22 protein-coding genes are annotated in these 21,365 nt (G+C 59.0%); 15 read left to right on the plus strand and 7 right to left on the minus strand.

Translation table 11 applies throughout. The annotated features are described in order from the left end of the window. Window position 1 precedes the first annotated feature (1 nt). Together F1002_RS04775 and F1002_RS04780 are read left to right on the plus strand one after the other, a co-directional pair. A complete protein-coding gene (locus tag F1002_RS04775; protein WP_150427854.1) occupies window positions 2-424 on the plus strand; it encodes a hypothetical protein in 423 nt (140 codons plus the stop codon). A 166-nt stretch (window positions 425-590) separates the two neighbouring features. Then, the gene (locus tag F1002_RS04780) at window positions 591-1,031 is read left to right on the plus strand and encodes a cyclic nucleotide-binding/CBS domain-containing protein (RefSeq protein ID WP_150427855.1); all 441 of its coding nucleotides are present in this window, start codon (window positions 591-593) and stop codon (window positions 1,029-1,031) included. Here F1002_RS04780 and F1002_RS04785 read toward each other — a convergent pair. The 3 genes from F1002_RS04785 to F1002_RS04795 all read right to left on the minus strand — a co-directional run bounded on the left by F1002_RS04785 (window position 1,025) and on the right by F1002_RS04795 (window position 3,828). Beyond that, the gene (locus F1002_RS04785) at window positions 1,025-1,756 is read right to left on the minus strand and encodes a tRNA pseudouridine(65) synthase TruC (RefSeq protein WP_150427856.1); all 732 of its coding nucleotides are present in this window, start codon (window positions 1,754-1,756) and stop codon (window positions 1,025-1,027) included. The two genes, F1002_RS04780 and F1002_RS04785, sit on opposite strands and share 7 nt — an antisense overlap. Further along, the gene (locus tag F1002_RS04790) at window positions 1,749-2,732 is read right to left on the minus strand and encodes a CoA ester lyase (RefSeq protein WP_150427857.1); all 984 of its coding nucleotides are present in this window, start codon (window positions 2,730-2,732) and stop codon (window positions 1,749-1,751) included. Before F1002_RS04790 ends, F1002_RS04785 begins: the two co-directional genes overlap by 8 nt. Before the next feature lie 109 nt (window positions 2,733-2,841). After that, window positions 2,842-3,828, minus strand: coding sequence for a malate dehydrogenase (locus F1002_RS04795; RefSeq protein WP_150427858.1), 987 nt, complete (start codon window positions 3,826-3,828; stop codon window positions 2,842-2,844). Window positions 3,829-4,029: 201 nt separating this feature from the next. Between F1002_RS04795 and F1002_RS04800 the strand changes: the two genes are divergently transcribed. From F1002_RS04800 to F1002_RS04860, 13 genes are all read left to right on the plus strand, one after another. After that, on the plus strand, window positions 4,030-4,785 hold the full coding sequence (locus F1002_RS04800) for a GntR family transcriptional regulator (RefSeq protein WP_150427859.1): 756 nt from the start codon (window positions 4,030-4,032) through the stop codon (window positions 4,783-4,785). A 136-nt stretch (window positions 4,786-4,921) separates the two neighbouring features. Beyond that, entirely contained in the window at window positions 4,922-5,308 is a 387-nt protein-coding gene (gene sdhC / locus F1002_RS04805; protein WP_150427860.1) for a succinate dehydrogenase, cytochrome b556 subunit, read from the plus strand. Continuing rightward, window positions 5,305-5,652 carry a succinate dehydrogenase, hydrophobic membrane anchor protein gene (sdhD, locus tag F1002_RS04810; RefSeq protein ID WP_150427861.1) on the plus strand — a complete coding sequence of 116 codons (348 nt, stop codon included), beginning with the start codon at window positions 5,305-5,307 and terminating at the stop codon, window positions 5,650-5,652. Before sdhC ends, sdhD begins: the two co-directional genes overlap by 4 nt. A gap of 2 nt (window positions 5,653-5,654) precedes the next feature. Beyond that, complete coding sequence (gene sdhA, locus F1002_RS04815; RefSeq protein ID WP_150427862.1) at window positions 5,655-7,439, plus strand: succinate dehydrogenase flavoprotein subunit; 1,785 nt, start codon at window positions 5,655-5,657, stop codon at window positions 7,437-7,439. Between the two features lie 12 nt (window positions 7,440-7,451). Continuing rightward, entirely contained in the window at window positions 7,452-8,162 is a 711-nt protein-coding gene (locus F1002_RS04820) for a succinate dehydrogenase iron-sulfur subunit (protein WP_066882612.1), read from the plus strand. Beyond that, window positions 8,162-8,404 (plus strand): succinate dehydrogenase assembly factor 2, encoded by a 243-nt coding sequence (locus F1002_RS04825; protein WP_150427863.1) that lies wholly within the window; start codon window positions 8,162-8,164, stop codon window positions 8,402-8,404. Before F1002_RS04820 ends, F1002_RS04825 begins: the two co-directional genes overlap by 1 nt. A gap of 82 nt (window positions 8,405-8,486) precedes the next feature. Next, window positions 8,487-9,785: a citrate synthase gene (gltA, locus tag F1002_RS04830; protein ID WP_150427864.1), complete on the plus strand. Its 1,299-nt coding sequence runs from the start codon at window positions 8,487-8,489 to the stop codon at window positions 9,783-9,785. 99 nt (window positions 9,786-9,884) lie between these two features. Further along, window positions 9,885-12,731, plus strand: coding sequence for a 2-oxoglutarate dehydrogenase E1 component (locus F1002_RS04835; RefSeq protein ID WP_150427865.1), 2,847 nt, complete (start codon window positions 9,885-9,887; stop codon window positions 12,729-12,731). A gap of 25 nt (window positions 12,732-12,756) precedes the next feature. Beyond that, a complete protein-coding gene (gene odhB, locus F1002_RS04840) occupies window positions 12,757-13,989 on the plus strand; it encodes a 2-oxoglutarate dehydrogenase complex dihydrolipoyllysine-residue succinyltransferase (protein ID WP_150427866.1) in 1,233 nt (410 codons plus the stop codon). A gap of 76 nt (window positions 13,990-14,065) precedes the next feature. Continuing rightward, window positions 14,066-15,490 carry a dihydrolipoyl dehydrogenase gene (gene lpdA / locus F1002_RS04845; RefSeq protein ID WP_150427867.1) on the plus strand — a complete coding sequence of 475 codons (1,425 nt, stop codon included), beginning with the start codon at window positions 14,066-14,068 and terminating at the stop codon, window positions 15,488-15,490. 91 nt (window positions 15,491-15,581) lie between these two features. Continuing rightward, on the plus strand, window positions 15,582-16,700 hold the full coding sequence (gene zapE, locus F1002_RS04850) for a cell division protein ZapE (protein ID WP_150427868.1): 1,119 nt from the start codon (window positions 15,582-15,584) through the stop codon (window positions 16,698-16,700). Between the two features lie 10 nt (window positions 16,701-16,710). Continuing rightward, window positions 16,711-17,517 (plus strand): type II and III secretion system protein, encoded by an 807-nt coding sequence (locus tag F1002_RS04855; RefSeq protein ID WP_150427869.1) that lies wholly within the window; start codon window positions 16,711-16,713, stop codon window positions 17,515-17,517. Further along, window positions 17,514-17,762 carry a hypothetical protein gene (locus tag F1002_RS04860; protein WP_150427870.1) on the plus strand — a complete coding sequence of 83 codons (249 nt, stop codon included), beginning with the start codon at window positions 17,514-17,516 and terminating at the stop codon, window positions 17,760-17,762. Before F1002_RS04855 ends, F1002_RS04860 begins: the two co-directional genes overlap by 4 nt. Window positions 17,763-17,886: 124 nt before the next feature. Here F1002_RS04860 and F1002_RS04865 read toward each other — a convergent pair whose 3' ends face one another. From F1002_RS04865 to F1002_RS04885, 4 genes are all read right to left on the minus strand, one after another. Beyond that, window positions 17,887-18,420, minus strand: coding sequence for a DinB family protein (locus F1002_RS04865; protein ID WP_150427871.1), 534 nt, complete (start codon window positions 18,418-18,420; stop codon window positions 17,887-17,889). A gap of 414 nt (window positions 18,421-18,834) precedes the next feature. Next, window positions 18,835-19,224, minus strand: a complete 390-nt coding sequence (locus F1002_RS04875; RefSeq protein WP_150427873.1) for a hypothetical protein — start codon at window positions 19,222-19,224, stop codon at window positions 18,835-18,837. Between the two features lie 153 nt (window positions 19,225-19,377). Continuing rightward, window positions 19,378-19,857, minus strand: coding sequence for an ASCH domain-containing protein (locus tag F1002_RS04880; RefSeq protein WP_150427874.1), 480 nt, complete (start codon window positions 19,855-19,857; stop codon window positions 19,378-19,380). 34 nt (window positions 19,858-19,891) lie between these two features. Continuing rightward, the gene (locus F1002_RS04885; protein WP_150427875.1) at window positions 19,892-20,440 is read right to left on the minus strand and encodes a hypothetical protein; all 549 of its coding nucleotides are present in this window, start codon (window positions 20,438-20,440) and stop codon (window positions 19,892-19,894) included. Window positions 20,441-21,365: the final 925 nt, after the last annotated feature.

Below are 21,365 nucleotides of genomic sequence, written 5' to 3' on the forward strand. Positions count from 1 at the left end.
CATGCCGATACGTCGCCTGATCCTTCTCTGCTTGACGACCTGGCTGCTGATGCTGGCAGGGGCGGCGCATGCTCAGCTGGTCGTGGTCGTCAATGCGCGCAGTGGCGTCGCCGCGATGTCGCGGAACGAGGTCATCAACGTTTTCTTCGGGCGTACCCGGCAATTCTTCAACGGGGTCGAGACGCAACCGGTCGATATGGCTGACAGCCACCCGGATCGGGCGCGTTTTTACAGCGCCCTGGTTGGCAAGGAGCTGTCCGAGGTCAATGCCTACTGGTCGAGGCAGCTCTTTTCCGGGCGCCAGCAGCCGCCAGTCAAGGCGGCAAGCCCCGAGGACGTGATGAAGCTTGTGCTTTCGCAGCCCGGCGGTATCGGCTTCATCGAACTGACCAAGGCGGATGCCCGGGTTCGTGTCGTGTACTAACTGCCGAAATAGGATCGATATTCATTGAACGTCGAGCTGATCGGCATGGTCATTATCTTTGTGATCATTGCAATAACTGTCATAAAGTCGATGTAGCCTTTGCAAGCGCCGCGGCATCCTGCATGATAGGAGCGCGGAACCAGCCCCGACAACAAAGGAGACAATCATGCAAAGAAGGATGATCAGCGAAATACTCACTGGCCGTACCCTGGTAACGGCCAGCAAGGATATGACCGTGCGCGCCGCCTGCCGCCAGATGACCGAAAGTAAGATCGGCGCCCTGTTGGTGGTGGACAACAACCGCATTGCGGGAATCTTTACCGAGCGCGACGTGTTGAACAAGATTCTGTCAGCCGGCGCCGACCCGGATGCTACCCGCGTCGATCAGGTCATGGTGCGCGATCCGCAGACCATTGGCGCCGACAAGCCGCTGGCCTACGCTCTCTACATGATGGCCGAAGGCGGATTCCGGCATGTGCCGGTGGTTGACCGGGATGGCGCGCCCGTCGGCATGGTATCGGCACGCGATGCGCTGGGCCAGGATATGGTCGATCTGGAGCGCGAGATGAAACATCTCAACGAGCTAGAGGGTTCTATCGGCTATTGATTGCCGGGCCAGCCAAAGCGCGCCAGTGTCGCGGCAAATTCGCCGGATACTGGCGCTTCGATTTTGAGCCGTTCGCCGCTGACCGGATGGTTGAAGCCAAGTCCGACGCAGGCCAGCAGCAGTCGCCGACAGTCCAGCGATTCGGCAAAAAACCGGTTGTGGCGGCCTTTGCCGTACGTGGTGTCGCCGATGATCGGGTGGGCAATATGTTTGAGATGGCGGCGAATCTGGTGGCGGCGTCCGGTGACCGGTTCGAGTTCAAGCAGCGCATAGCGGCTGGTCGGGTAGCGGTCGACAGCCACCGGAAGTTCGATTTCCGCCAGTTTCCGATAGTGAGTCAGGGCGTCCTGCGCTTCGATGCTGCACTGGTCGCCCTGGAATTCATAGGCATCGCGTTGCCTGCTCAAGGCATGGTCGATACTGCCGGCCGGTGGCGGATGGCCGCGTACGACAGCCCAATAGCGTTTATCGACCAGGCCTTGCTCGAATTGCCGGCCCAGCAGGCTGGCCATCCCGACATTCAGGCCGAAGAGCAGAATGCCTGAGGTTCCACGGTCCAGCCGGTGCGCAGGCCAGACGCGCTGGCCAATCTGGTCGCGCAGGATCTGGATTGCAAAGCGCGTTTCGTGGCGGTCGATTTCGGAACGATGGACAAGCAGGTTGGGCGGTTTGTCGATGACGACGAGGTGCTCGTCACGAAAAAGAATGGGCAGCGTTTCAGGCAAAGAAGCGATTCTTCGCGTCGTCGGGAATGAGCATGCCCGTCACGTGGGCGCGATCGAGCAATTCCCAGTAATAGCGGTAGGAGGCGCGATCATGAAGCCGCCCTTCGTGCTGGATCGGTCCCCAATCCTTGTCTTGCGCGGCAATCAGAATCTCGGCGGCGGTCTGGACCTCGGAGAAGTCGGGGCGCATGGCTTCGATGATCGGCACGATCTGGTTGGGGTGAATGCTCCACATGCGCAGATAGCCGAACTCGCGTCGGGCGCGCAACGCATCGTTACGGATGATTTCAATATCCTTCAGTTCGGTCGTGACGTTGTGCGACGGCACGATGCCATTGGCCAGTGCTGCCGCCGTGATTTCGCATTTGGCTCGCGCGATCAGCGGGTGGTCAAACTGACCCGGACTCTTCATGGCCGTACCGGGAATCGCACCATGGTGGCCGGATACGAAGTCCATCAGACCGAAATCGAGGCTCTCGACACCGGGCAGGGCGGCGATTTCCCAGACGTCGCGCAGGGCACCGTGCGTCTCGATCAGGACATGGACCGGGATCTGCCGCTCGATGCCGAAGCGGCGTTCGATATCACGCAGCGCTTCGATCTGTACCTGGACATCGCCCGAACTGCACGGCTTGGGCAGGGTGAGGAAAGGGAGTCGGTTGCCGGCGGTGCCAACCAGGATCTCCATGTCCTGCTGCCAATGAGGATGCGTGACGTCGTGCACACGGACGCCGACCCGGTTGAAGCGATTGTCGTCGCTGACGATCATGGCGGCGGCCATCTCGGCATGTTCGCGCTCGGCTCCGGCGTGGGCGCCATCTTCGCAATCGCAGGTGATGTCGAAAATGGGACCGAGTTCGTTTTGCAGCTGCAGCGCCTTCTTCATCAGTTTTTCCGAGCCGGCGTAATGATCGACGGCGGGCAGGATGGGGAAGGGCTTTTCGCCGGCGAAGAGAACGGCTTTCGGATGGCGCATGGCGGTCGTCAGAATCGAGCTATTGGTGGTTGGTAAAAACAAAAAGGCCGCAGTATTTTACCGCGGCCTTGCTTTGGCTAACTGCTAAAAAAGCAGTTGTCAGCTTGTCTTACAGCATGTCCTTGACTGCTTCGGCTTCGTCGGTCAGTTCCTTGAGCGTGATGTTCATCTTCTCGCGGCTGTACTCGTCGATTTCCAGGCCCTGGATGATCTTGAACGAACCACCCTTGCACTCGCACGGGAAGCCGTAGACGATGCCGGCCGGGATGCCGTAGGAGCCATCGGACGGAACGCCCATGGTGACCCAGTCGCCGGAACCGAGGACCCAGTCACGGACGTGGTCGATGGCGGCGTTGGCGGCGGAGGCAGCGGAAGACAGGCCGCGGGCTTCGATGATGGCGGCGCCGCGCTTGCCGACGGTCGGCAGGAAGACGTCGTTGTTCCAGGCGTGATCGTTGATCAGGGCCTTGACGTTGTCGCCATTGGACTCGCAGTTGCGGTAGTCGGCGTACATCGTGGGAGAGTGATTGCCCCAAACGACCAGCTTCTTGAAGGAAGAAACGGCGCGGCCGGTCTTCTCGGCCAGTTGCGACAGGGCGCGGTTGTGGTCCAGACGCAGCATGCCGTGGTAGTTGTTCGGGTTGGTGCGGCCAACCTTCTTGGCGGCGGCTGCAGCGATGTAGGCGTTGGTGTTGCACGGGTTGCCGACGACCAGAACCTTGACGTCTTCCTTGGCGTTCTCGGCAATGGCCTTGCCCTGAACGGTGAAGATAGCGCCGTTGGCGGTCAGCAGGTCTGCACGCTCCATGCCCTTGGTACGCGGACGGGCACCGACCAGCAAGCAGACGTCGGCATCCTTGAAGGCGACGTTCGGGTCATCGGTGGCAACCATGCCGGCCAGCAGCGGGAAGGCGCAGTCGTCCAGTTCCATCATGACGCCCTTGACGGCTTGCTGGGCCTGCGGCAGGTCGAGCAACTGAAGGATGACCGGCTGGTCTTTGCCGAGCATTTCGCCGGAGGCGATGCGGAACAGCAGGCTATAACCGATCTGGCCGGCGGCGCCGGTAACAGCAACGCGCATGGGGGCTTTGGACATAAATCGCTCCTGTATTGAAACAGCGTGGTTGAAATTGTGCGGGTTCTTTGTACGCCCAGCTTTGTTTTGACCTTGCGTGGCGAGCTGGAACAACAGACTGTTGATGTTAGAAGTTCGTTGTTTCCCTGTCAATTCATCATCTGTCTTATATAAGACAACTTTTCGTGGACGCTGCTTCCGAAATGTGCTGAAATTTCGCCCATGACTCGCGATGTTTCCCGTCCCGCTACTCGTTTGGCTTCCCCGACATTCAGTCCGCTCTATCGCCAGATCAAGGATTTCCTGATCCGCAGCCTGGAGCATGGCGAGTGGGGGCCCGGGGATGCCATTCCCAGTGAGGGGGAGTTGGCCGTGCGCTTCAATGTGAGCCAGGGAACGGTACGCAAGGCCATTGACGAAATGGCCGCGGAAAACCTGCTGGTTCGTCGCCAGGGTAAGGGGACGTTCGTTGCCACCCACAGCGATCCTCGCTCTTTCTATCGTTTTCTGCGTTTGGTGCCTGATGGCGGCAAGGCCATGCCGACCGTCAGCGATCCCTTCTATTGCGAAACGGTATCAGCGACCTCCGAGGTTGCCGGAGCGCTCGGTCTGAAGGCCGGCGATCGGGTCGTGCACGTCAAGCGGCTGCTTCGTTTTGGCGGCGACTCCGTTGTTTTTGATGAGATATTTCTGGTGGCCGAGTTGTTTAACGGCTTGACGCTCGAAGGCCTGCGCGCAGGCGAACGTTCCCTGTACAGCCTTTTCGAGAGTGAATTTGGCGTTCGCATGATCAACGCCGAAGAGCGTCTGCGGGCGGTGCCGGCCGACGGGCAGAGTGCGGAATTGCTGGGGGTGCAAGTGGGTGAGCCGTTGCTTCTGGTGGAGCGGACGGCCTATACCTATGGCAATAAACCGGTGGAGTGGCGTCGCGGCTTGTATTGCACACGACATCACTACTATCGGAACGAGTTGGGGTGAGAAGGGGGCATGCTTTCGAACTAGGTCGTAAAGCGCCCGGAGTGGCGTGTTTGGCCTGTTTTTGAATGTATAATTACCGCTCTTTTCGAACCACGTACAAGCGGATAACCGCATCTTTACGCGAGGGATGACGTTCATGGCAGAAATGACCATCAAGAAACGTCCAAAAAACTTGGACTTGACTACAATCAGGCTGCCGTTGCCTGGCAAGGTTTCCATTCTTCATCGCATCAGCGGTGTCGGATTGTTCCTGTGCTTCCCGGTAATGCTCTGGCTCTTCGGTGCCAGCCTGGGATCTCCTGAAAGCTTTGCCTCCTTCAAGGCAGTTGCCGGCATGCTGCCGGTAAAGGTCATTCTGGCCGGCTTGCTCTGGGCGTTTGTCCACCACTTCTGCGCCGGCATCCGTTTCCTGCTGCTCGATCTGCATGTCGGTATCGAGAAGGAGGCTGCCCGTCAGTCCGCTGCTGTCGTCTTTGCCGTCAGCATCCCGCTGACCCTGGTCCTGTGGGGGGTGCTGCTGTGATCAATCGTATCGTTGTCGGCGCTCATTACGGCCTGAAGGACTGGATTGCCCAGCGCGCCACCGCCGTCATCATGGCGGTCTATTCCGTGCTGATCGCTGCCGTGCTGCTGGTTGTTCGTCCGGGCACCTTCGAGGCTTGGCAGGGTATTTTCGCCAATGGCGTCATCAAGTTCCTGACTTTCCTCTTCTTCGTCAGCCTGTTCTACCACGCCTGGATCGGCGTGCGTGACATCTGGATGGATTACGTGAAGCCGACCGGCCTGCGCCTGTCCCTGCACGTTCTGACCATTGCCGCGCTGGTGGGCTACACCGCGTGGGCTGCTGCGATTCTCTGGAGGCTGTAAGCGTGAGTATTCCTGTTCTGAAGTTTGATGCGGTCATCGTCGGTGCCGGTGGCGCCGGTCTGCGTTCCGCGATCCAATTGTCCGAAGCCGGCCTGAAGACGGCCGTGCTGTCCAAGGTTTTCCCGACCCGCTCGCACACTGTTGCAGCGCAGGGCGGTGTGGCGGCTTCCCTGGGTAACTCCGAGGAAGATCACTGGACGTGGCACATGTACGATACCGTCAAGGGTTCCGACTGGCTCGGCGACCAGGACGCCATCGAGTTCATGTGCAAGAAGGCCAACGAAGTGGTCGTCGAGCTCGAGCACTACGGCATGCCGTTCGACCGTACCGACAATGGCAAGATTTACCAGCGCCCGTTCGGCGGCCACATGTCCAACTTCGGCGAAAAGCCGGTGCGTCGTTCCTGTGCCGCCGCCGACCGGACCGGTCACGCCATGCTGCACGCCATGTACCAGCGCAACGTCAAGGCCAACACCCAGTTCTTTGTCGAATGGATGGCTCTTGACCTGATTCGCGACGAAGAAGGCCACGTCCTTGGCGTTACCGCCATGGAAATGGAAACCGGCCAGGTTGTCATCTTCCATGCCCGCGCCACCATCTTTGCGACCGGCGGTGCCGGCCGCATTTTCTACTCTTCGACCAACGCCTTCATCAATACCGGTGACGGTCTGGGCATGGCGGCACGGGCCGGTATCCCGCTCGAAGATATGGAATTCTGGCAGTTCCACCCGACCGGCGTGGCCGGTGCCGGCGTGCTGATCACCGAAGGCGTTCGTGGGGAAGGCGGCATCCTGCGCAACTCCAGCAAGGAACGCTTCATGGAGCGCTACGCCCCGAACGCCAAGGATCTGGCGTCGCGTGACGTGGTTTCACGCGCCATGGCCACCGAAATCAAGGAAGGCCGCGGCTGTGGCGTCAACAAGGACTACGTCCTGCTCGACATCACCCACCTCGACCCGGCCACCATCATGAAGCGCCTGCCCGGCATTCACGAAATCGGCCTGCAGTTCGCCGGTGTTGACTGCCTGAAGGAGCCTCTGCCGGTCGTTCCGACCTGTCACTACCAGATGGGCGGTATTCCGACCCATTACTCCGGCCGTGTCGTGATGCCGCAGAACGGCGACATGAACGCCGTCGTCCCGGGCTTCTATGCCGGCGGCGAATGTGCCTGCGCTTCGGTGCACGGCGCCAATCGCCTCGGTACCAACTCGCTGCTCGACCTGCTGGTCTTCGGCAAGTCGGCCGGTGACTCCGCCGTGGAAGATCTCAAGGCCGGCAAGGCCCACCGCGACCTGCCGAAGGACGCCGCCGACAAGTCGCTGGCCCGTATCGCCGCCATCGACAACCGCAAGGGTGGTGCCAACGTGCACGAAACCCGCTTGGCCATGCAGCGCACCATGCAGGATCACGCCGGTGTGTTCCGCTTCGGCGACATGCTGAAGCAGGGCGTCGAGAAGATCCTCGAAGTCGAGAAGGCAGCCCGCCAGCTTGAGATCAAGGACAAGTCGCAAGCCTGGAACACCGCGCGTACCGAAGCGCTCGAAATGGAAAACCTGATCGAAGTCGCCAAGGCTACGATGATCTCCGCCGAAGCCCGCAAGGAATCCCGCGGCGCCCACGTGCGCGACGATGCGCCGGATACCGCCGAATTCCCGAACGGCCGCAACGACAAGGAATGGCTGAAGCATACGCTGTTCTCGCCGGTTGATAACTCGATCAGCTACAAGCCGGTGAACATGCAACCCCTGACCGTCGAGCCTGTTGCGCTCAAGACGCGCTCGTACTAATTGGAGTCCAGAATGAGCAAACGCATGGTTCAATTCAGCATCTACCGCTACGATCCGGACAAGGACGACGCGCCGTACATGCAGGACATCTCGGTCGAACTCGAACCGACCGACCGCAAGCTGCTGGACGCGCTGACCAAGCTCAAGGCCAAGGACGACGCGATTTCCTATCGTCGCTCCTGCCGCGAAGGCGTCTGCGGCTCCGATGCCATGAACATCAACGGCAAGAATGGTCTGGCCTGCCTGACCGACATCGACAGCCTGAAGCAGCCGATCGTGCTGCGCCCGCTGCCCGGCCTGCCGGTCATTCGCGACCTGATCGTCGACATGACCCAGTTCTTCAAGCAGTACCACTCGATCAAGCCGTACCTGATCAACAACGATCCGGCTCCGGAACGCGAGCGTCTGCAATCGCCGGAAGATCGTGAAGAACTGAACGGTCTGTACGAGTGCATCCTGTGCGCCTGCTGCTCCACGTCCTGCCCGTCGTTCTGGTGGAACCCGGACAAGTTCGTCGGGCCGGCCGGCTTGCTGGCTGCCTACCGTTTCATCGCCGATACGCGCGACCAGGCAACCAACGAGCGCCTCGACAACCTCGAGGATCCGTATCGCCTGTTCCGTTGCCATACCATCATGAACTGTGTTGACGTATGTCCGAAGGGTCTGAATCCGACCAAGGCCATCGGCAAGATCAAGGACATGATGGTCCGTCGTGCCGTCTGATGGAAAGAGCTGATTACGAACGTCTGCGTTGGCGTTGTATCCGTCGTGCATTGCTGGAGCTGGATATCACGCTGACGCGTTTTCTCGACGACGGTTTCGATAAACTGACTGAAGAAGAGAAAAAGGTGTTCGTGGAGCTCGCGGACATGGAGGATCACGAACTCTGGTACTGGCTGAGTGGCAAGACCGAGTGCGATGATCCTCGATTCGCCCCTGTCGTAGCGGCGATTCGTAAGAGTTGAGTAAGGTTTGCATTCTAAATTTTGAATGTTTACCGCTTTTTTGCTGTGCAGTGACAACCAACACCTGTAAAGGGAAGACACCATGACGACCGAACGCAAGGCAACTTTGACAATCGATGGACAGGCTCCCGTCGATTTCCCGATCATGTCTCCGACGCACGGCAACGACTGCGTCGATATTCGCACGCTCGGTGGCAAGACCGGTTTGTTTACCTACGACTCCGGTTTCCTCTCCACCGCCAGCTGCAAGTCCAAGGTCACCTTCATTGACGGCGACAAGGGCGAGCTGCTGTATCGTGGCTATCCGATCGAACAATTGGCTGAGAACTGCAACTTTCTTGAAGTGACCTATCTGCTGAAGAACGGCGAACTGCCGAACATCAAGCAGAAGACCGATTTCGAGACGACCATCAAGAAGCACACGATGGTGCACGAACAACTGACCAAGTTCTACTCCGGTTTCCGCCGTGACGCCCACCCGATGGCCGTCATGACTGGCGTGGTTGGCGCCCTGTCCGCCTTCTACCATGACGCCATGGACTTCTCCGACGTTGAGCACCGCAATGTCAGCTTCAACCGTCTCGTCGCCAAGCTGCCGACCATCGTCGCCATGGCTTACAAGTACAACACCGGTGCCCCGTTCATGTATCCGGACAACGATCTGGACTACACCGCCAACTTCATGCGCATGATGTTCGGCAATCCGTGCGAGAAGTACGTCCCGAACCCGGTGCTGGTCAATGCGCTGGATACCATTTTCACGCTGCACGCCGATCACGAACAGAATGCCTCGACCTCGACCGTCCGTCTGGCTGGTTCGTCGGGTGCCAATCCGTTCGCCTGTATCGCCGCCGGTATCGCCTGTCTGTGGGGCCCGGCGCACGGCGGTGCGAACGAAGCCTGCCTGCAGATGCTGGAAGAGATCGGCGACGTTTCGCGCGTTGGCGAATACATCAACCGCGCCAAGGACAAGAACGACTCCTTCAAGCTGATGGGCTTCGGTCACCGCGTCTACAAGAACTTCGACCCGCGCGCCAAGCTGATGCGCAAGGTCTGCGGCGATGTGCTGGCTGAACTGGGCCTGCAGAACGACCGCCTGTTCAAGCTGGCCATGGAACTGGAAAAGATCGCCCTGGAAGATCCGTACTTCGTCGAGAAGAAGCTCTACCCGAACGTCGACTTCTACTCCGGCATCGTTCAGAAGGCCATCGGCATCCCGACCGAGATGTTCACCTGCATCTTCGCGCTGGCTCGTACCGTCGGCTGGATGACCCAGTGGGAAGAAATGATCACCGATCCGGAATACAAGATCGGTCGCCCGCGTCAGCTGTACATCGGCGCCGCCAAGCGCGACGTGGTACCGCTCGCCCAACGCGGCTAAAGATAAAAGAGGGCGGCCGCGTGGCCGCCCTTTTTTTACCTGCGGAGATTTGTAGCGCCGCACGCAAGCAGCTACGAAAGAAAAATAACCCTAGTGGGGATGCCTATGACTACGATGAACCAATTGTTCGACAGCACGATGTTCTTCGGCGGCAATGCGCCGTTCGTTGAGGAGCTGTACGAAAACTACCTGAATGACCCGACCTCGGTTCCGGCCGAATGGCGCGACTATTTCGATCGTCTGGCCCAGATGCCGGGCTACGTTGCTCGCGACGTCGCCCATGCGCCGGTGATTGCAGCCTTTGCCGAGTTGGCGAAGGATGGCGGTTTCCGGCAGGCAGCGCCTGCTTCTGCCTCGACCGAGCACAAGAAGCAGTCTGCCGTCGGCCAACTGGTGACGGCTTACCGCTCGCTCGGTACCCGTTGGGCCGATCTGGATCCGCTCAAGCGTCTGGCCCGTCCGAAGATCGACGAACTCGAGCCGGCCTTCTACGGCTTCACCGATGCCGACCTGAACCAGACCTTCAGCGTCGGTTCCCTGAAGGGCCTGCCGGAAAACGCCAAGCTGGGCGATATCCTCGAGACCCTGAAGCAAACGTACTGCGGCACCATTGGTGTCGAGTACATGTACATGACGGATTACAACGAGAAGCGCTGGCTTCAGGAGCGCCTGGAAGGTATCCGTTCGCGTCCTTCCTACAATGCTGAACGGAAGAAGCGCATTCTCGAGCGCCTGACCGCCGCCGAAACCCTGGAACGCTACCTGCACACCAAGTACGTCGGCCAGAAGCGCTTCTCGCTGGAAGGCGGCGAATCGCTGATCGTCTCGATGGACGAAGCCATCCGTACGGGCGGCGCCCTCGGCGTTGACGAAGTTGTGGTCGGCATGGCCCACCGCGGCCGGCTGAACGTCCTGGTCAACACGCTGGGCAAGGCACCGTCGATGCTCTTCGCCGAATTCGAAGGCAAGAAAAAGAGCGACCTCTCCGCAGGCGACGTCAAGTACCACATGGGCTTCTCGTCCGACGTCTCTACACCGGGGGGCGCGTGCCACCTGACCCTGGCCTTCAACCCGTCGCACCTTGAAATCGTCAACCCGGTGGTTGCCGGTTCCGTCTATGCACGCCAGGTTCGTCGCGGCGAGGGCAGCAAGCAAAAGGTCATGCCGATCCTGGTGCACGGCGATGCTGCCGTTGCCGGCCAGGGCGTCAACCAGGAAATGCTCAACTTCGCGCAGACCCGTGGCTACGGCGTCGGCGGCGTGCTGCACATCGTCGTCAACAACCAGGTCGGCTTCACCACCTCCGACCCGCGCGACTACCGTTCAGGCCACTATTGCACCGACATCTTCAAGATGGTCGACGCGCCGATCTTCCACGTCAATGGTGACGATCCGGAAGCGGTTGCGCTGGTCACCCAGCTGGCCGTCGAATACCGCCAGACCTTCGGCAAGGATGTCGTCATCGACATCATCTGCTACCGCAAGCTCGGCCACAACGAGCAGGACGAGCCGATGGTCACCCAGCCGCTGATGTACAAGATCATCGCCAAGCACCCGGGTACCCGCAAGCTGTACGGCGACAAGCTGATCGCCGAAGGCACCCTGCCGGCCGAAGGTCCGGACGCGATGATTGCCGAATACCGCGCTCACCTCGACAAGGGCGAGCTGCTGTACAACCCGGTTCTCGCCGGCTACAAGCACCCGAACACCATCGACTGGACGCCGTTCCTGACCAAGAACTACATCGAGACCTGCGATACCACGGTGCCGATGAAGGAACTGAAGCGCCTGGCCAAGGGTTTGAGCACGATTCCCGAGGGCTTCACGCTGCATTCGCGCGTCAAGAAGATCGTCGAAGATCGTGCCGCCATGGGCGAGGGCAAGCTGCCGGTCGACTGGGGCATGGCCGAGAACCTGGCCTACGCCTCGTTGCTGGTTTCCGGCTACGGCGTGCGCATCTCCGGTGAAGACGTCGGTCGCGGCACCTTCTTCCACCGTCATGCTGCCTTCCACGACCAGAATCGTACGAGCTGGGATACCGGTACCTACCATCCGCTGAAGAACCTGCAGGAAAAGCAGGCCGGCTTCCAGTGCTACGACTCGGTTCTGTCCGAAGAGGCCGTTCTCGCCTTCGACTACGGCTACGCCTCGGCCAACCCGTACGAGCTGGTGATCTGGGAAGGCCAGTTTGGCGACTTCGCCAACGGCGCCCAGGTCGTGATCGACCAGTTCATCGCCTCCGGCGAAGCCAAGTGGGGTCGCGCCTGCGGTTTGGTCATGCTGTTGCCGCACGGCTACGAAGGCCAGGGTCCGGAGCACTCCTCCGCTCGTCCGGAACGCTTCATGCAACTGTGTGCCGAGATGAACATGGAAGTCTGCATGCCGACCTCGGCTGCCCAGGTCTTCCACATGCTGCGCCGCCAGGCCGTCCGCATGCAGCGCAAGCCGCTCATCGTCATGTCGCCGAAATCCCTGCTGCGTCACAAGGATGCGAGTTCTTCCCTGGAAGAACTGGCCAACGGTGAATTCAAGCGCGTCATCGGCGAAGTCGACGATCTGGACCCGAAGAAGGTCAAGCGCGTCATCCTCTGCTCAGGCAAGGTCTACTACGATCTGGTTAACGCACGCCGCGAAAAAGGTATCAAGGATATCGCCATCGTTCGTCTGGAACAGCTCTATCCGTTCCCGAAGGATTCCCTGCAAGCCGAACTGGCCAAGTATCCGAAGGCTACCGAGATCGTCTGGGCGCAGGAAGAACCGCGCAACCAGGGCGCCTGGTACTGGATCGCCTCGCGTCACCACCTCGACACCCAACTGGGTGCGAAGCAGAAGATGCTGCTGGTTTCCCGTCCGGCCTCTTCGTCCCCGGCGGTCGGCTACCTGGCCAAGCATAACGAGCAAACCAAGGCTTTGATCGAGTCCGCACTGGGCAAGATCGAGTACTAAAAACTACAGCAGAGTGGAGTCATACATGAGCATTATCGAAGTTCAAGTTCCCCAGTTGTCCGAGTCCGTCGCCGAAGGCACGCTGGCTTCCTGGAAGAAGAAAATCGGCGAAGCTGTTGCGCGCGATGAAATCCTGATCGATATCGAAACCGACAAGGTCGTTCTCGAAGTCCCGTCGCCGGGCGCCGGGGTGCTGGTCGAAATCGTCAAGGGTGACGGCGAAACCGTCGTTTCCGGCGAACTGATCGCCCGCATCGACACCGAAGCCAAGGCGGGTGCTGCCGCTCCGGCAGCCGAAGCACCGAAGGCCGCGGCTCCTGCCGCCAAGGCTGCTCCGGCAGCCGCCGCCACTGCGCCGGCTGGCACCGCCAGCCCGTCGGCCCGCAAGATCCTCGACGAGAAAGGTATTGCCGCTGCCGACGTCGCCGGTTCCGGCCGTGGTGGTCGCGTGACCAAGGAAGACGCCGTCGCTGCCGCACCGAAGGCCATTCCGGCTATCGCTGCCGCTCCGGCTGCCGTGTCGATCGCTGCACCGAATACCGGTGTTGCCCTTGGCGACCGCACCGAGCAGCGTGTCCCGATGACCCGTCTGCGTGCCCGTATTGCCGAGCGCCTGCTGCAGTCCCAGCAGACCAACGCCATCCTGACCACGTTCAACGAAGTGAACATGGGTCCGATGATGGCGCTGCGCAAGCAGTATGGCGAGAAGTTCGAGAAGGCCCACGGTGTTCGCCTGGGCTTCATGGGCTTCTTCGTCAAGGCAGCCTGTGCCGCCCTGCAGAAGTTCCCGATCCTGAACGCCTCGGTCGATGGCAACGACATCATCTACCACGGCTACATCGACATCGGTATCGCTGTCGGTTCGCCGCGCGGTCTGGTCGTGCCGATCATCCGCAATGCCGATCAGCTGAGCATCGCCGAGATTGAAAAGAAGATCGCCGAATTCGGTGCCAAAGCCAAGGATGGCAAGCTGTCGATCGAAGACCTGACCGGTGGCACCTTCTCCATCTCCAACGGTGGCATCTTCGGTTCCATGATGTCCACCCCGATCATCAACCCGCCGCAATCGGCCATTCTGGGCATTCACGCCACGAAGGACCGTGCCATGGTTGAGAACGGTCAAGTGGTCGTGCGTCCGATGAACTATCTGGCCATGTCCTACGATCACCGCATCATCGACGGCCGCGAAGCCGTCCTCGGTCTGGTGACTATGAAGGAAGCGCTGGAAGATCCGTCCCGCCTGCTGCTCGGCGTCTAATCGACGTCTGCCGGCGCCAGTGTCCCGACAAGGGCGCTGGCGCTTTTGCACATCTGAATTCTGAAAGGTTTGTCACATGTCCAAGCAATTTGACGTGCTCGTTATCGGCGGCGGCCCCGGCGGTTACATCGCTGCCATCCGCGCTTCGCAGCTCGGTTTTTCGGCCGCCTGCGCCGAATCCAATCCCTACGCCGACCCGAAGGGCGAGCCGCGTCTCGGCGGCACCTGCCTGAACGTCGGCTGCATCCCGTCCAAGGCGCTGCTGCACACCTCGCACCTGTTCGAGGAAGCCAACCACAGCTTCGAAGCTCAGGGCATCAAGGTTGGCAAGGCGACCATCGACGTGCCGACCATGAAGGCGCGCAAGGATGGCGTGGTCAATCAGCTGACCGGCGGCATCAAGATGCTGCTCAAGAAGAACAAGGTTACCTTCCTGCCGGGCCATGGCTCGTTCGTGGGTAAGGAAGGCGATTACTGGAAGGTCAAGGTCGGTGCCGAGGAAGTGCTGGCCAAGCAGGTCATCGTCGCCACCGGTTCCAAGGCCCGTCACCTGCCGAACCTGCCGGTTGACCAAAAGATCGTCATGGACAACGAAGGTGCCCTGAACCAGGAATCCGTGCCGAAGAAGCTGGCGATCATCGGTGCCGGCGTCATCGGTCTGGAAATGGGGTCGGTCTGGCGTCGCGTCGGTGCCGAAGTGACCGTTCTCGAAGCCATGCCGGACTTCCTGGCCGCCGCTGACGTCGACGTCGCCAAGGAAGCGCTCAAGCTGTTCACCAAGCAGGGCCTGAACATCCAGATGGGTGTCAAGATCGGCGACATCAAGACGACCAAGAAGGGTGTCTCGATCGCTTACGAAGACAAGGATGGCAAGGCCCAGAAGCTGGATGCCGACCGCCTGATCGTTTCCATCGGCCGCGTGCCGAACACCGACGGCCTGAATGCCGAAGGTGTCGGCCTCAAGCTCGATGCCCGCGGCTTCGTTGAAGTCGATGGCCACTGCCAGACCAACCTGCCGGGCGTCTGGGCCATCGGCGACGTCGTGCGCGGCCCGATGCTGGCCCACAAGGCTCACGAAGAGGGCGTCATGGTCGCCGAACTGATGGCCGGCCAGGCCGGTCACTGCAACTTCGACACCATTCCCTGGGTCATCTACACCTCGCCGGAAATCGCCTGGGTCGGCAAGACCGAGCAAGCGCTCAAGGCTGAAGGTGTCGAGTACAAGGCGGGCAAGGTTCCGTTCCTGGCCAACGGTCGTGCGCTGGGCATGGGCGATCCGTCCGGTTTCGTCAAGATTCTTGCCTGCAAGAAGACTGACCGTATCCTCGGCGCCCATATCATCGGTGCGAATTCCTCCGAAATGATCGGCGAGTGCGTTGTCGCCATGGAATTCGGCGGTGCCTCGGAAGACCTGGCCCGTATCTGCCATGCTCACCCGACGCTGTCCGAAACCATCCATGAAGCAGCGCTCGCCTGCGACAAGCGCACGCTGAACTTCTGATCGTCCGATAGCTCATCAAAAGGCGGGTTGCGGCAACGCACCCGCCTTTTTCTTTGGCAGAATACGTTTCCTCCCAAAACTGATTTCAGAAATGCCGCACAAAAAACTGAACGTTGCTGCCGAAGGCATGCTCGATGCGTACAAGGCCTTGCTCGATGCCCGCGGCTATATTGCCGATGCGGCCCAGATGACTGCGGCCATGGCCTTGCAGAACCTGTACGCCAATCTCCTGTCCTTCAAGGTTGACCGCAGTAGCACCTTCAAGCGCCTTCTCTCCCCGCCCAAGCCGCCCAAGGGCGTGTATTTCTGGGGGGGCGTCGGTCGCGGCAAAAGCTTCCTGATGGATTGCTTCTACGAGTCAGTGCCCTATCGCCGCAAGAAGCGCATTCATTTTCACGCCTTCATGCAGCAAATCCACCGCGATCTGGATAAATACAAAGGCGAGGCCGACCCGATGCTGAAGGTTGCCGAGCAGGTCGCCAAAGACGTCCGGCTGCTCTGTTTCGACGAATTCCACGTTTCCGACATTGCCGATGCGATGATCCTCGGCCGCCTCATGAACGGGCTGTTCGCCCACGGCGTCATCGTCGTCATGACCTCCAACTACCCACCGGACATGCTTTACCCCAACGGCCTGCACCGTGAGAGTTTCCTGCCCACCATCGCCCTGCTCAACAAGAACCTCGACGTTTTCGAGGTCGAAGCCGGCATCGACTATCGTCTGCGTGCGCTGGAGCAAGTCGAGATCTATCATCATCCGGCCGACGATGAAGCCGAGAAAAAAATGCTCGAATACTTCAAGATGGTGGCCGGAGAAGAGGGCAAGAAGGGTGGGAATATCGAAGTGCTTGGCCGTCACATCGACACCGTGCGCCGTGGTCACGGTGTCATCTGGTTCGATTTCCGGACCTTGTGCGGCGGGCCGCGGTCACAGAACGACTACCTTGAAATATCGCGCAGCTACCACACCGTACTCCTCTCCCACATTCCCAAAATGACCCAGCACCAGGCCTCGGAAGCCCGGCGCTTCACCTGGCTCGTCGATGTCTTCTACGACCACAAGGTCAAACTCATCGTAACTGCCGATTGTGCAGCCGATGCCTTGTACACCGATGGGACCCAGGCCGGGGAATTCAAGCGTACCGTCAGTCGTCTAACCGAAATGAACTCCAAGGAATATCTGGCGCTGCCGCATATTCCTTCCGAATGAGGAAATACCCATGAAAACGATGCTGAAATGCCTGCTTGCCGGCCTCATGGCCCTCTGGTTCGGCATCGTCGCCGCGCAGCAGATGGAAATCATTCAATTGCGCAGCAAGACTGCCGATGAAGTCATTCCGGCGCTGCTGCCGCTGCTCGAGCCGAACGGAACCCTGACCGGCATGAACGATCAGCTCTTCCTCAAGGCGTCGCCCCGCAACCGCGATGAAATCAAGCGGGCGCTGGCCGCCATGGACCGCCCGAGTCGACGTCTCATCATCCGCATTTCACAAAACCGGCAGGCCGAGGACAGCGCACGCGGCGGCGAGGTCAGCGGGCAGGTCACACTGGGCAGCACCCGGCGCAACAATGTCGGTGCCACTGTGTGGGACACCAAGAGCGTGCGCGGCGAGAGCGCCTCGCAGATGGTCCAGACCGTCGAAGGCGGCCGTGCCTACATCCAGGTTGGCCGCTCGCTTGCCGTACCGATGCGCCAGGTCGTTGTCGGGCCGGGCGGAACTTACATCAATGAAGGTACCGTCTATCGTGACATCGGTAGCGGCTTCTACGCCACGCCGCGCATCAATGGCCAACGTGTCACCCTGGAAATTTCCCAGCAGGCCGAAAATTTCGATCCCGCCTATGGCCGTGGCGGTGTCAATTCGCAACGCCTCGCCACCACCGTTTCCGGTACGCTCGGGGAGTGGATTGAGCTTGGTGGCAGCGGCCGACAAGCAGCCGGCCAGCAAGGCGGCGCCTTCAGCGTGGGCACCAGCGATGCCCGTGAAACTCGCTCCATCTGGTTAAAAGTCGAGGAAGCAGAATGACCGAAGAAATTATCCGCAAGCCGCGCCACATCGGGCACAAGATCGCCCTCGTCGGTGCCGCATTCTGTGCACTGATGATGATCCCCGCCATCATTGCCTTTGGCTGGTTCTTTTTCACCCGTGGCATGGCTGACACCTGGACACCGAGCATGGCAGCGGCCGTCTTTTTCTTTGGCTGCTGCGCCGGGGTGTTGCACGCCACCAGCGTACCGCAGCCCCAGTTGCCGCCTGAGAGCGAAGGCTGACATTCGCCGATTTGACGTACTTGTCAGTGCGGAATGCAGCTTGCCGCAACGGCACGAACGGCAGCCATGAAAAGCAAACTGGCCGGGCGGTTTGCCATGCAATCGGGCCTCGGCTGGTGACACCTCAGATACCGGTCTGAACGATTCGATCCGAATTTTTGAGACTCTTGCCGATGATTTCCCAGAAATGCCCGCGAATGTGGTGCGCCACGATTTCCAGATGTTGCAACCGGGAATAACTGGTGCCGGGCTTTCGGTAGGGGATTGCCGTGATACGTACGTCGAAAACGTGCGCTTCAATGATTCTCTGCGCTTTCCTGAATCGACGGATCAGTTGATTCAATGATTGTTCGCGAAGCCTCTGCACGCCGTCTCGATTGACCTCCCTTAACGAGCCGCGAGGCGGCTCCGGGGGGGCTCCCGCGGCGATCAGAGCGAGGTTCTTGGCGAAGCTCTCATGCCAGGCTACCAAATGTGCAAGCATGTCCTTCATGCTCCAACGGTGGTTTATTGGCAGCATCAGATCGAATGCAGGCACTCTGTATAGCTGAATGACGTCGTCAACCGCACGGCGAACGTCGTTCAAGGCGAATTCGATAGCCCTGTCTTCGGCTCTGCTCTCAGGGGAAGTCTTTTGATCCACGTCAGTCTGCTTCATAAGCATCTCATTGACGCCCCGGGTGATGGACTTGTTATACATGGCGCGATTGGGCCAATGCAATTGCCGCCTGAATGGCAGCGCGAGCTTGAGGGCTGTTTTTCCAGCACGTAGAACCGACGATAGCCGAGGCTTGGGAGACGATATCCAATGCATCTGCTTTGCTGAGGCAAGCCAGCGATTCAAATCCCATTTGTTCGAGCCGAGCCACTACCGTAGGGCCAACCCCCTTTACACCTAGCAAAGCCTTACGTTCTTCTGCTGGAAATGGCATGAGTATCTTCCGTGGATGGATGGCGAATGAAATCGATTTCCGCTTTCGAACGAATGATTCAGCGTGGAAACTAAATCATCACGGCGACCGCGGCCTGCGGCTTCCACTGCGCTCTCGGGACGATAAATCCCTTCCATTCGCTAGATAGCAGCTTTATACGCATACCAAATTAATGCCGATGCCAGTGACAAAGAAATCCAGCCTGGATGGCGACCTTTTGTACCGAGAAGAACCAGCATGCCACCGGCAAAGCAAGCAATCGCAATCGAGCAAATGAGTTCATGCACACTCAGCGGAGCACCGACCCCCACCTTGAAAACAGCAAGAGCAAAAACGAGACCAAATATGCTCGTAAGGTGCCAGCTAGCCCAGAGAATCCGGATGTTTCTCTCCTTCAACGGCGGTGCGCTCATACTCGGGACAATGCGCCCATTGCTGAGTTTCCGAAAAATCATGATTTCGCCAAGAATCGAATGTGCCACGGCGGTAAGCAGCAATATGAAGCTTGCAGCGATAAGCAGATATTGCATCTGGGCTCTCCTTTGGTGTGCAACAGCAGATGAGATTACGATGACCGTTGTGCTCATTGCCACCCAACGTGGCAGCGATGTCCTCAGTATCCCTCTAGGTGGGAGGGGAGGCATTTCATTGGCTGAGCCACGTGCGGCGGCTTGAGCGACTGGTTAGGCCGCATTTTCGCTGGAGGGGCAATAGACGACTTTGAACCGCTCACACGCAACTGGCATCGAGGGGCTCGGAATCCGGCCAATGCGGGCGCACTCTCTGGCGTAATAGGCTTTGTGAGTCTCACGCCAGTATTGGAGCGAGCCATCACCTTCGCCTTCGACGGCTGCAAACTCCGCAGTGACTTCGCAGAACGGCGTGATGTCGACTTGAGTTGTTTCGATTACGCATTTCGGCCGGCCATCCCAGGTTGTGACTACGGTGAGATCGCCTGGCTTTGGAACGGCCTGGTCTCCTGCCTCAAACGACCAGACAAGGCCGGCTGTGGCTCTCTTGATGCCGCGGACGACCAACTCAGCCAAGTGATTGGCACTCGGCTCGTTGTCGTCAAACACGCAGATCTCGAAGAAGCGAGCTTCGACATCTTCTGTCTGCGTAGCCTTGAAGGTGTTCCAGAACTGTTGAACGACAGGAGTCATTGGTGCTGTCATTGTTACGACCTAACGTTACAAATTACCGGACTGGCTGCGAGTCGCGCGAAGCGCTACTTGCAGCCAGTCCGGCGGATTGAGCTGATATGCAGCGCTTTGCGATAGCAGCCCCAACATAGAACCCCGCAAAGAACCAACCATACACGGCGAAAGCAATAACCCGATGGTCATGCCACGAACGCCAGAGTGCTTGCGTGTACGGCCACTGGACAGAGTCGGGCGACCAGATTGTGTAGTAGCCAAATATGAAATAGGCCAGCGGCCACAATAACACCGAGTAGCAATAGGTCTGTGAGAACTTAAAGCGTGGCTGTAAGTATCCCCCAATAAAACCAAGCAACAGGCTCAACGGCAGCGCCTTGATAGTGATTGCAATAGGAATATCGAGATCAGGGGAAAGTTCGCGAATAGCGTGCATCAACGGCGATGAAACAATGGCCGGCCACGCGGTGCTGGGAATGACGTTGAGGTTCCAATATGCCCACCAGACAAGGAATCCAAGTACCGCACCAGAAAATGCTGATAGGACGGGTTGGAGCGCGGATTTAAGACGCATGACGTTGAAAATCATCGGACGGAGGCAAGCGCAGCTGGCCGACGGTCCGGTGGAGCGGATTGTTAGGAATTGACTTTAAGTTTTGAAAAGCAGATATCGACAGTGATACCAACGAAGAGTGAAACGACAAAAACAACGGCAAAATTTTCATAAGACCTGATAGCCCTATATGTGGTCGTCCCCGCGACAATGACTAGGCCGATTACCCAAGAGGGGCGTGAAATAACTAAATTTGATTTGCAAATATGACATTCGGTGCGACCAGCCGAGCCTTTAAACATTGCCTTGAGCGGTAGAAGAAAATTAGAGCAACAAGGACAGCGTAATAGCATGCTGTGATTCCTAACGTTGAAAATCACCGGACGCAGGCAAGCGCAGCTTGCCGGAGGTCCGGTGGGTTGATGGGTTGGGCGTCATGTGCGCTGCCACACCTGAATGAGACCAAGCAAATGAACGCACCCGATCACAAGGCAAATGGCTGAAGTGACAAGCCAGAACGTTGTACTGTTGCCTGGGAAAGCGGGCTTGAGCAACGGGAAGGTAACTGCACGGAGCAAATAAACAGCGGTGATACCGACTAGTGCTAACCGTAGATACGGTAACGGAGGAAGAAGGCCGGCACCGGACAGGGCATAAATGCTCCAGACGGAAAGGACCGTGCCAATGACAAAAGCGACGAGTGGCGGATACCAATGGCCTGCTGCTGACATGCTGACGATAGGCTCGCCCGCACCAAGAAACCTGAAGCCGTCAGTCCCCCATGGAATGCATGCGAAATGAAGAAGCGCTACCCCAATACTGAGCACAGATCCCAATAGAAGTGGAAGGTTGTAGTTATGCATGGAGATGGCTGATAGCTCTGAATTAAGACGCCCAACGTTCAAAGTAAATGGCGTGCCGCTTGCGGCGCGTCCAAGCGCCCGCAGGGTGCGGGTTTGAC

Source organism: Dechloromonas sp. CZR5, assembly GCF_008711155.1.
GTDB lineage: Bacteria > Pseudomonadota > Gammaproteobacteria > Burkholderiales > Rhodocyclaceae > Azonexus.